General features: G+C 54.4%; 10 protein-coding genes and 1 other RNA gene. 4 read left to right on the top strand and 7 right to left on the bottom strand.

The genetic code is table 11. The features are described from left to right. Positions 1-69: 69 nt before the first annotated feature. The 7 genes from gcvP to UC14_RS22495 all read right to left on the bottom strand — a co-directional run bounded on the left by gcvP (position 70) and on the right by UC14_RS22495 (position 9421). Positions 70-2943: an aminomethyl-transferring glycine dehydrogenase gene (gene gcvP / locus UC14_RS22525; protein ID WP_112198465.1), complete on the bottom strand. Its 2874-nt coding sequence runs from the start codon at positions 2941-2943 to the stop codon at positions 70-72. Positions 2944-3052: 109 nt separating this feature from the next. Continuing rightward, on the bottom strand, positions 3053-3439 hold the full coding sequence (gene gcvH / locus UC14_RS22520) for a glycine cleavage system protein GcvH (RefSeq protein WP_013576782.1): 387 nt from the start codon (positions 3437-3439) through the stop codon (positions 3053-3055). A 62-nt stretch (positions 3440-3501) separates the two neighbouring features. Beyond that, positions 3502-4599, bottom strand: coding sequence for a glycine cleavage system aminomethyltransferase GcvT (gene gcvT / locus UC14_RS22515; protein ID WP_112150870.1), 1098 nt, complete (start codon positions 4597-4599; stop codon positions 3502-3504). A 450-nt stretch (positions 4600-5049) separates the two neighbouring features. Further along, positions 5050-6276: an FAD-dependent 2-octaprenylphenol hydroxylase gene (gene ubiI, locus UC14_RS22510; protein WP_112198464.1), complete on the bottom strand. Its 1227-nt coding sequence runs from the start codon at positions 6274-6276 to the stop codon at positions 5050-5052. A gap of 17 nt (positions 6277-6293) precedes the next feature. After that, entirely contained in the window at positions 6294-7472 is a 1179-nt protein-coding gene (gene ubiH, locus UC14_RS22505; RefSeq protein WP_112198463.1) for a 2-octaprenyl-6-methoxyphenyl hydroxylase, read from the bottom strand. Between the two features lies 1 nt (position 7473). Then, the gene (gene pepP, locus UC14_RS22500; protein ID WP_112198462.1) at positions 7474-8790 is read right to left on the bottom strand and encodes a Xaa-Pro aminopeptidase; all 1317 of its coding nucleotides are present in this window, start codon (positions 8788-8790) and stop codon (positions 7474-7476) included. Positions 8791-8848: 58 nt separating this feature from the next. Further along, complete coding sequence (locus UC14_RS22495; protein ID WP_015690331.1) at positions 8849-9421, bottom strand: YecA family protein; 573 nt, start codon at positions 9419-9421, stop codon at positions 8849-8851. A 253-nt stretch (positions 9422-9674) separates the two neighbouring features. Between UC14_RS22495 and zapA the strand changes: the two genes are divergently transcribed. The 4 genes from zapA to asr form a co-directional block, all read left to right on the top strand. Further along, on the top strand, positions 9675-10004 hold the full coding sequence (gene zapA / locus UC14_RS22490; protein ID WP_013576788.1) for a cell division protein ZapA: 330 nt from the start codon (positions 9675-9677) through the stop codon (positions 10002-10004). A gap of 47 nt (positions 10005-10051) precedes the next feature. Beyond that, a non-coding RNA gene (ssrS, locus tag UC14_RS22485) (6S RNA) lies at positions 10052-10235 on the top strand. Positions 10236-10274: 39 nt separating this feature from the next. Then, positions 10275-10871: a 5-formyltetrahydrofolate cyclo-ligase gene (locus tag UC14_RS22480; RefSeq protein WP_015690332.1), complete on the top strand. Its 597-nt coding sequence runs from the start codon at positions 10275-10277 to the stop codon at positions 10869-10871. 271 nt (positions 10872-11142) lie between these two features. Next, positions 11143-11408, top strand: a 266-nt coding sequence (gene asr, locus UC14_RS22475) for an acid resistance repetitive basic protein Asr (protein ID WP_112198461.1), incomplete at its 3' end; no start/stop codon positions are given.

Raw genomic sequence — 11408 nt, 5'->3', positions numbered from 1 at the left:
ACTTATTAATTTTGCTTTAATACCCCACCCCAACCCTCCCCTTCGCAGGGGAGGGAGCAGACCGCAGTTTTACTCGTAATCTGACATCGGCACACACGAACAGAACAAATTCCTGTCCCCGTACACGTCATCCAGACGTTTCACCGTCGGCCAGTACTTGTTGTCGTAACCGGCCGGGAATACCGCGACTTCGCGGGTGTACGGATGGTTCCAGTCGCTGACCAGCTCGTTCTGCACGTGCGGTGCATTCACCAGCGGGTTGTCTGCCAGCGGCCATTCGCCTTGCGCCACGCGGTCGATTTCCCTGCGGATTGCCAGCAGCGCATCAATGAAGCGATCCAGTTCCACTTTGCTTTCGGATTCGGTCGGCTCAACCATCAGCGTACCGGCCACCGGGAAGGACATGGTCGGCGCGTGGAATCCGTAGTCGATCAGACGCTTGGCGATATCCATTTCGCTGATACCGGTCGTCTCTTTCAGCGGACGAATATCCAGAATGCATTCGTGCGCCACACGACCATCACGGCCGGTATACAGCACCGGATACGCGTCTTTCAGACGGGTCGCGATGTAGTTCGCATTCAGAATTGCCACCTGGCTGGCTTGTTTCAGACCTTCCGCGCCCATCATGCGGATATACATCCAGCTGATTGGCAGGATGGAAGCACTGCCGAACGGAGCCGCAGAAACCGCGCCGTTTTGCGTCAGCACGCCGTCAATCTGCACCACGCTGTGACCCGGAACGAACGGCGCCAGATGCGCTTTCACACCAATCGGGCCCATGCCAGGACCGCCGCCGCCGTGCGGGATACAGAAAGTTTTATGCAGGTTAAGGTGCGAGACGTCCGCGCCGATGTAACCCGGCGTGGTAATGCCGACCTGTGCGTTCATGTTCGCGCCGTCGAGGTAAACCTGACCGCCGTACTGATGCACAATCTGGCAAACTTCGCGGATAGTTTCTTCGTAAACGCCGTGCGTTGAAGGGTACGTCACCATGATACAAGACAGCTCATCGCCCGCTTTCGCCGCTTTCTCACGCAGGTCGCTCAGGTCGATGTTGCCCTGTTTATCACACGCAACCACTACGACGGTCATGCTCGCCATCTGCGCGGAAGCCGGGTTGGTGCCGTGCGCTGAACTTGGGATCAGGCAGATGTGACGACCGCTTTCGTTACGGCTTTCGTGGTAACGACGGATGGCCAGCAGACCCGCGTATTCGCCCTGCGCGCCGGAGTTTGGCTGCATGCAAACTGCGTCGTAACCGGTAAGCTGAACCAGCCATTGTGACAACTGACCAATCATCTGCTGATAACCGCCAGCCTGTTCTGTCGGACAGAACGGGTGCAGATCGGCAAATTCCGGCCAGGTTATCGGGATCATTTCTGCCGCAGCGTTCAGTTTCATGGTGCAGGAACCCAGCGGGATCATGGCCTGATTCAACGCCAGATCTTTTTTCTCCAGACGGTGCATATAACGCATCATCTCGGTTTCGCTGTGGTACTGGTTGAATACCGGATGGGTCAGGATCGGATCCACACGCAGCATAGCAGCAGGAATGGAGTTGCTGTCGGTCGATGCCGCCTTGTCCAGTTTGTCGATATCCAGACCGTTGTCGTCACCCAGCAGGGCAGCGAACAGAACCTGAACGTCTTCGCGGGACGCGGCTTCGTCGAGGGTGATACCGACTGCGCCGTGAATGTCAGTACGCAGGTTCAGACCGAAACTCAGCGCGCGTTCCAGCACGGCGGCTTTGTCTTTGACTTCAACAGTCAGCGTGTCAAACCAGGTGTTATGACGCAGCGTCAGGCCACCCTGTTTCAGGCCAGCGGCCAGAATGTCGGTCAGACGGTGAATACGTGACGCAATGCGTTTCAGGCCTTCAGGACCGTGGAATACCGCATACAGACTGGCAATATTCGCCAGTAAAACCTGCGAGGTACAAATGTTGGAGTTGGCTTTTTCACGGCGGATATGTTGCTCGCGGGTCTGCATCGCCATACGCAGTGCAGTTTTGCCTGCGGCATCACGGGAAACCCCGATGATACGGCCCGGCATGGAACGTTTGAATTCGTCTACACAGGCGAAGAATGCCGCGTGCGGACCACCGTAGCCCATCGGCACACCAAAGCGTTGCGCGGAACCGAAGACCACGTCTGCGCCCTGCTTGCCCGGTGCGGCCAGCAGCACCAGCGCCATAATATCAGCGGCAACGCTGGTAATAATTTTGCGGGATTTCAGTTCGCCCAGCAGCGCGGTGTAATCGTGAACTTCACCGGTGGTGCCAACCTGCTGCAACAGCACGCCGAACACGCCTTCCAGCTCGAGCACTTTTTCGGCTTTATCAACGATGATGTCAAAACCGAAGGTTTCCGCACGGGTACGCACCACATCCAGCGTTTGCGGATGCACGTCGTCTGCCACGAAGAAACGGTTGGCATCTTTGAGTTTGCTGGCACGTTTTGCCAGCGCCATCGCTTCGGCTGCAGCAGTCGCTTCATCAAGCAAAGAAGCAGAAGCCAGATCCAGCCCCGTTAAGTCTAAAGTCAGTTGCTGGAAGTTCAGCAGCGCTTCAAGACGGCCCTGTGATACTTCCGGCTGATACGGCGTGTACGCGGTGTACCAGCCCGGATTTTCCAGCATATTGCGCTGGATAACCGGCGGTGTCAGCACCGCGCTGTAACCCATACCGATGTAGGATTTATAGCGTTGATTCTGGCTGGCAATGGCTTTCAGCTCAGCCAGCGCCTGATGTTCCGTGACGGCATCACCGACAGCCGGCGGGCCAGGTAACTGGATATCGACCGGAACGATCTGCTGGATCAGCGCATTTAAAGAATCCGCACCGACCGTCTCCAGCATCTGTTGCTGCTGCTGAGAAGACGGACCGATGTGGCGGCCGATAAAGGCTTCGCTGTGTTCGAGTTGGCTGAGAGTCTGAGTCATTTGCTACGCATTCCTGAAATCTGCTGGAGGTGTCTTGGGATACTGACAAAAGCTACGGGTCTGGATCTGCCCCGCAAGCGGGTTGCGGGGCGGGTAATGCAATGTGTAATTACTCGTCGATGGACGCTGAGTAGGCTTGTGCATCAAGCAGCTTAGCCAGTTCGCTTTCGTCTGACGCTTTAATCTGGAACAGGAAACCGGTGCCGTATGGCTCGCTGTTGACCAGCTCCGGAGAACCTTCCAGTTCGCCGTTAACTGCAACGATTTCGCCGCTAATGGGAGAGTAAATATCTGACGCCGCTTTGACGGATTCAGCCACGGCGCAATCTTCACCGGCGGCAACTTCACGGCCGACTTCTGGCAGATCAACGAAAACCATATCGCCCAGTAACTCCTGTGCGTGTTCGGTGATGCCTACGGTATAAACGCCGTTGCCTTCTGAACGTATCCACTCGTGGGAGGATGCGTATTTCAAATCTGCTGGAACATTGCTCATGTTACTTTCTCCAAAAAAGTGCTTAATTCAGCGTTAACCGGATAATTTTTATCACGAATTCGTTACTGCACCAGCGGTTTGCCGTTACGGACAAAACCGGGTTTGGTGACTTTTACCGGCATTTCACGGTTGCGGATCTGCACAATGGCATTTTCGCCAATGCCTGCCGGAACGCGTGCCAGTGCAATACTGTAGCCCAGCGTCGGAGAGAATGACCCGCTGGTGATCACGCCTTCCAGCGTGTTGCCCGCGCTGTCGGTGAATCGCACCGGCAGTTCGTTACGCAATACACCTTTCTCGGTCATCACCAGGCCGACCAGCTGTTCGGTGCCCTGCTCGCGCTGTCTTTCCAGTGCGTCACGGCCAATAAAGTGACGGTCTTCCGGTGTCCAGGCGATGGTCCAGCCCATGTTGGCCGCCAGCGGTGAAACGCCTTCGTCCATTTCCTGACCGTAGAGATTCATGCCTGCCTCCAGACGCAGCGTGTCGCGCGCGCCCAGACCGGCGGGCTTCACGCCTGCTGCCAGCAATTTCTGCCAGAAATCCGCCACCTGCTCTTGCGGCAGCGCGATTTCATAACCCGCTTCGCCGGTATAACCGGTTGTCGCGATAAACAGGTCGCCGGACTGCACGCCAAAGAACGGCTTCATGCCCGCGACAGCTTGTTTTTGCCCGGCGGTAAACAAGGTTTCCGCTTTTTCTTTCGCCTGCGGCCCCTGTACAGCGACCAGCGCCAGATCATCACGCACCGTCAGTTCAACAGCGTACGGTTCTGCATGCTGCGAAATCCATGCCAGATCTTTCTCGCGGGTAGCGGAGTTAACCACCAGACGGAAATAATTTTCGTTGAGGAAGTAAACAATCAGGTCGTCGATCACGCCGCCGGACGCATTGAGCATACCGGTATAGAGCGCTTTGCCGGGAACGGTGAGTTTGGCGACATCGTTCGCCAGCAGGTAACGGAGGAATTCACGGGTACGGGCACCGTGGAGATCGACAATGGTCATGTGCGAGACGTCAAACATACCGGCATCCTGACGCACGATGTGGTGTTCATCCAGTTGGGAGCCGTAATGCAGAGGCATCATCCAGCCGTGGAAATCGACCATACGCGCACCGCACGCAACATGTTGTTCATAAAGCTGAGTCTGCTTAACCATCTTATTCCTCATTTGAATACAAATGCATAAACGGCACACCACGTAAAAACCCAAAATCATTCGTGTTAGATCAAGGCGGCAACTGAGTGAATCCCCGGGAGCATACATAATTATGTGACCGGGGTTCGCGAAGGAAGCCAACGCGGAGATAGCTCGAATGATGACGGGATTTTGCGTGGTGGCGCAAACGATACCCTTGCTCGAACTTACCACTGAATAAGCTCACTAACCATAAGTTAAAATATGCAGAGCAGAATGAATGTCAGTGATCTCACAAGGGCATTGTGCAGAGTTTTTGACTGGTAAACTGGGGTTTGTGGCGCAAAATCTACAAATAAACATCAAAAGTATCGATGTTATATAACGACAAGGCCGGATTTCTCACCATTTGCAGAATGAGAAATCGCCCCGGATTAGAAAATGTAATGGAAAAATTGAGCTAAAATTAGATTATTTCAATCGAAGCGAATCGTCCCGTAACCATTCCGGTAAATCATTCAGCCCCATTGCCTGGCGGACCAGTTTCGGCTTCACGCCCGGCAGGGAATCCGCCAGCGTCAGTCCAATATCACGCAACAGTTTTTTGGCCGGATTGTCACCGGCAAACAGTTCGCGGAAGCCCTGCATCCCGGCAAGCATCAGCGCAGCGCTGTGTTTACGACGGCGCTCGTAACGACGCAGGTACATGTGCTGGCCGAAATCTTTGCCTTCTTTTTGCAGGCGTTTGATTTCGGAGGCCAGTTCTGCGGCATCCATAAAACCTAAGTTGACACCCTGCCCGGCCAGCGGATGCACGGTGTGTGCCGCATCGCCCACCAGCGCCAGACGTTGTCCGGCAAAACTGCGGGCATAACGGCCGGTCAGCGGAAAGGTCACGCGATCGCTTTCTACGGTACAAATACCCAGACGCAGATCAAAGGTACTGGCAAGGATTTTGTTGAACTCTTCCGGCTCAAGCGCACTCAGGCGCTGCGCTTCATCCGGTGACACTGACCAGACGATAGAAGACAGACGTGCATCCGCCAGCGGCAGAAATGCCAGAATACCTTCGCCGTGGAATACCTGCCTTGCGACAGACTGGTGCGGTTCTTCAGTGCGTATGGTCGCCACCAGTGCATCATGGCGATAATCCCAGAAGGTCAGCGGAATATCGGCGTGCTTACGCAGCCACGACTGTGCGCCATCCGCGCCGACCACTAAACGCGCGCTGAGCTGACGTTCATCACTCAGGGTAATGAAGGCTTCATTTTCTCCCCACGCCACATTTTTCAGTGTTGCCGGTGTGAGCAATGTGATGTCGGAAGATTTTTCCGCACGTTGCCACAAGGCGCGGTGGATCACCTGATTTTCAATAATATGACCCAGATGGCTGAAACCGTATTCTTCGCCGCGGAACGCGATTTTGCCGAAGCTGTCGCGATCCCAGACTTCCATCCCCTGATAGGCATTGGCACGCTGCGCAATAATGTTGTCCCAGACGCCGATATATTTCAGCAGACGTTCACTGGCAGCATTGATCGCTGAAACCCGCAAGCCAGGCTGTTCCGGCAAGGGCGTATCAAGATCCGGCTGCTGATTTTCCAGTACGGCAACACGCAGACCGCTGCCCTGTAATCCGCACGCCAGCGCCAGACCAACCATTCCGCCACCGGCGATAACCACATCAAAAGATTGCATAATTTTTCCTGTAGGGATTAACGGTCAACCCAACCTAACGTTCTGCGAGTGAAAGCATCGCGTAATGGCGTAATGCCTTCCATCGCCAGTAAACCGAGATTGCGCCCGACCATTAACGGCAGCCAGCGGTTGGCAAAGAGGTGGATCAGACCATCGGTAACGCCGACAGTTGCCTGCTGATCGGGCTGACGGCGCTGCTGATATTCACTCAGCACGCGGTAACTGCCGACATCGGCACCTTGTGCCGCAGCATTAGCCAGTGTTTCCGCCAGCGTCATGACGTCACGCAGACCAAGGTTAAAACCCTGTCCGGCAATCGGATGCAGCGTTTGCGCCGCGTTGCCAACCAGCGCCAGACGGTGGCTGATGTGACTATTGGCTTGCTGTAATTGCAGCGGATAACTGAACCGTTTACCGGCCTGCCGGAAGGTGCCCAGTCGCCAGCCGAAAGCTTTTTGCAACTCACTGAGGAACTGCGCTTCGCTCCAGTGATCAATCTCGCCTTTCGCTTCGCGCGGATGGCACCAGACCAGCGAACTGCGGCCATCGGACATCGGCAGCAGTGCCAGCGGACCGTGTTGGGTGAAACGCTCGAAAGCACGATTGTTGTGCGGCTCGCTGGTCGCCACGTTGGCGATGACGGCAATCTGGCCATAATCTTCACGCTGCCAGCCAATATTGCAGGCTTTTGCCAGCGAAGAATGTGAACCGTCAGCGGCCACCAAAAGCTGTGCTGTCAGCGTTTGACCGCTGTCGAGCGTCACGCTGGCGGAATCTTGTGAACGCGCGACATCCATAACTTTCGCCGGACAATGCAGCGTGACGCCGGGTGCATTTTTCAGCATCGCAAACAGACGTTTGCCAACTTCATGCAGCTCAACCACCTGCCCCAGCGCTTCGACACCATAATGCGCGGCATTGAGATTCACAAAGGCCGCGTGACCACGATCGCTGACATGGATATCACGGATTGGCGTGGCGATTGCCGCCAGGGCAGACCAGATCCCCACCCGCGATAATTGCTGGCAGGTTCCCTGTGCCAGCGCAATCGAGCGGGCATCAAAGCCCGGGTGTCCGTGATGTTCCGGCGCAGTGGCTTCCACCAGATGCACCGCCAAACGTCCCTGCGTCAGCGAGGAAATCGCCAGCGCCAGCGTGGCACCGGTCATGCCGCCGCCAACAATTACGATGCTCATATTATTTCTTTGCCGCCGCCATTAACGCTTCAATATCATCGGCTTCTTTCACCACATCGCCGGTCAGAATTTCAATACCGGTGGTGGTGATCAGAATGTCGTCTTCAATACGAATACCGATGCCGCGGTATGCTTCCGGTACGTCGGCATCCGGCGCGATATACAGACCCGGTTCAACGGTCAGCACCATGCCCGGCTCCAGCGTACGGCTGCGATCCACTGAGCCATAATGGCCGACATCATGAACGTCCAGCCCCAGCCAGTGGGAAAGACCGTGCATGAAGAACTGGCGGTGTGCCTGCTCCGCGTAAAGGGTTTCAACATCACCTTTCATCACGCCCAGTTTGACCAGACCTTCAATCATCACGCAAACTGCGGCTTCGGTCGCGGCCTGAATGCTGCTGCCCGGCCCGAACACTTCCAGCGCTTTATATTCTGACGCCAGCACGATGTCGTAGATTTCGCGCTGCGCTTTGCTGAATTTGCCGTTCACCGGGAACGTGCGGGTGATATCACCGGCATAACCCTGATATTCACAACCAGCGTCAATCAGCACTAAATCGCCGTCACGCAGTTCACATTCGTTTTCGGTGTAATGCAGGATGCAGCCGTTTTCGCCGCCGCCCACAATGGTGTTATAGGAAGGATAACGTGCACCGTGACGGGTGAATTCGTGATGAATCTCGCCTTCAAGCTGATATTCGAACATGCCCGGACGGCATTTTTCCATCGCACGGGTATGAGCCAGCGCGGTGATGTGTCCGGCGCGGCGCATAACGGCAATCTCTTCAGCCGATTTGAACAGGCGCATGTCATGCACCCACGGACGCCAGTCGGTGACAGTGGCCGGGGCCGAGAGATTCTGACGGAAGCCTTTGCGCAGTTTTTCCATGGCACGGTTAACGATTTCATCCGCATAGGCGTAATCGCCCTGTGCGTGATACAGCACGTCGAGACCGTTAAGCAGCAGATGAAGCTGATCGTTGATATCATCAAAAGGCAGCGCTTTGGTCACGCCAAGCCTGGCGGGCGCGGCTTCCTGACCTAAACGACGACCAAACCAGATTTCAGCGGTGAGATCACGGACGCGGTTAAACAGGACGCTGTGGTTATGATTTTCATCACTTTTCACCAGGATCAATACCGCTTCCGGCTCATTGAAACCGGTGAAATACCAGAAATCACTGCTCTGACGATACGGGTATTCACTGTCGGCACTGCGTGGTGCTTCGGGCGCAGAAAAAATTACCGCAGCACTTCCCGGGGCCATCTTCGCTAACAGCGCCTGACGACGATTCTCGTACTCTTGCTGAGTCATCACCTTCTCCTGAAATCGTTTTAATGAGTGCAATCAGTTTATGTAATGCAATGTACCATCAATGCAAAGTACGGTGATTTTCCGCAGCCGTCGGGCGGCTGTGGCCAAATTCACCAAAGCACAGAATGGCGGCAACACGGACGTACTCCACCACTTCCTCTAAAGATTGCGCCAGTTGTTCCTGATCTTCATCTTCGTCGTAGCCCAGTTGCGCGATGCTGCGCAAATCGTCGATCGCTTCACCGACTTCGCCTTTCACTTTGGCGAGTTTTGGCTGCATCATGCCCAGGCCAAGCAGGAAATGGTTAACCCATCCGGCCAGCGCATCGGCACGCTCAAAGATGTGTTTTTCATCGTCGGGCATCAACATTTTGAATTCGAAGCTGTCATCTTCGAGAGTGTCTGACGTCACTTTGCGCAATTGTTGCAGCAAATCTGCCAGCGTGTGCGGGAAGGCCATACCTTCGTTAGTCAGATCATGCACCATCGTCAGCCAGCTGCCGTCGCGATTGCCACCGCACAGCAAACCACTGATCAAACCGTGCATTTCTGCTGCGGTCAAAGCAACCGATTGTTGTTTCAGGTTTTGATCCAACGAATCGTAAGTAGGGTAAGTATTCTCTATAGACATGCGCATTCGCCATCGTTGGCAGGTTAAGTTCGTGTTATGCTACCACCAAGGTCTGTCGTAGTACCAGATTAGCAGCCCGTGATGGGGTGGTCTTAAACATGAATGGCACGCTCTGAACAATCGGGCAGCAGTCAGCCGGTCATGGGGTTGTAACCTGGTATTGAGATAGTTATAGTGGCGCCCGCTTCCAACATCCTGCGCCAGGTCGTAGTGGTCACGTTGGGGCGGACGAATAAATCAGCAGGAAGGTGGCATGTCTGCACAACCGGTAGATATTCAAATTTTTGGTCGCTCTTTACGGGTGAATTGTCCGCCAGAACAACAGGAAGCACTGAATCTGGCAGCTGAAGATCTTAATCAGCGGTTGCAAGATCTGAAAGTTCGCACTAGAGTCACCAATACGGAGCAACTGGTATTCATCGCGGCATTGAACGTATGTCACGAACTTGCTCAGGAAAGGTTGAAAACGCGCGACTACGCATCCAATATGGAACAACGTATACGGATGTTGCAACAAACCATCGAGCAGGCATTGCTCGAACAAGGCCGGATCTCTGAACGTGAAGGGGCGCCTTTCGAATAACACACGTTGCTGACTGACTGGTCACAGGTCGTCAGAAACGGTAAAAAATTTCTCTGAGATGTTCGCCAGCGGGCCCGTCCCCTGAGCCGATAATTAGTACCAACAGAATGTGATGATCCGTAATCGGTGCGCATGCTCGGTCCGTCCGAGAAGCCTAAAGATTGCGACAGCACGTTCACCTTGAACCATGGGTTCAAGGGTTACAGCCTGCGACGGCATCTCGGAGATTCCCCTTTCTTTTTGGTACATCCCTTTCTGGTGTTTGTATCTATGCCCTACACGCCGCTTTTTGCTTCTGCCCGACAAACCATCCGCAGTGAAATACGCCAACGCAGAAATACGCTGACCGCTGAACAGCAAACTCATTTTGCGCTGCAGGCTGCAGAACGCGTTGCAACCCATCCGAAAATTCATTCCGCCACTTCAGTCTCCCTGTTTCTGTCCTTTGATGGTGAGCTGGATACCGCACCGTTGATCGCCCGTTTGTGGAACGAAGGCAAACAGCTTTGTCTGCCAGTGCTGCACCCTTTCTCGCCGGGTAATCTGCTTTTTCTGCGTTATACGCCCGATACGACGCTGGTGCGCAACCGGCTCAACATTCTTGAGCCACAACTGGATGTCACGCAGGTGATCCCACTGGCGCAACTGGATATCATCCTGACACCGCTGGTGGCGTTCGACAGTGCGGGGCAACGTTTAGGTATGGGTGGTGGCTTTTATGACCGCACACTTGAGCGCTGGAAAGAAGGCGGGCCGTATCCGATCGGATTAGCGCACGATTGTCAGCATGTCGATGCTTTACCGGTGGAACACTGGGATGTGCCTTTACCTGAGGTCATCACGCCTGGAAAAGTGTGGAGATGGTGATGCCAGACGATATAAATCCACGGTAAGCAGAGTGCCAGCCAGAAATAGAAAGCACACCTCATAAGTATGTTGTAACTAAGCTTGAAATCCGCACGTCTCCCTCGCTTTTTAAAAACCCAACCAATTGAAATTAATAATACTTTCTCTTTATACATACCGTTACACGCCGAAACCAATCACTCACGGACAGCAAGGTTTGTCACGCCTATTATTCTCACATCGGCCCCGCAGTGGGGTAGACACACAAACCAAGATCCCTGAGGAATTAAAGATGAAAAAAGTATTAGCTCTGGTTGTAGCCGCTGCAATGGGCCTGTCTTCTGTCGCTTTCGCTGCTGAAACTACCGCAACGCCGGCACCTGCTGCTACCACAACCACCGCAGCTCCTGCTCATGCCACTAAGCATAAAGCACACAAGAAACCTGTTCAGAAAGCGCAAGCTGCCAAGAAACACAAAAAAGCCGCTAAAAAAGCACCAGTCGCTCAGAAGGCGCAGGCGGCTAAGAAACACGTGAAACACGCTAAAAAAGCGGCTCC

The sequence above is a fragment of the Rahnella sp. NRRL B-41462 genome, from assembly GCF_003263525.1.
Classification (GTDB): Bacteria; Pseudomonadota; Gammaproteobacteria; order Enterobacterales; family Enterobacteriaceae; genus Rahnella; species Rahnella aceris.
The sequence above is the reverse complement of the archived record's forward strand: the minus strand, read 5'-3'. Positions and strand labels throughout refer to the sequence as shown.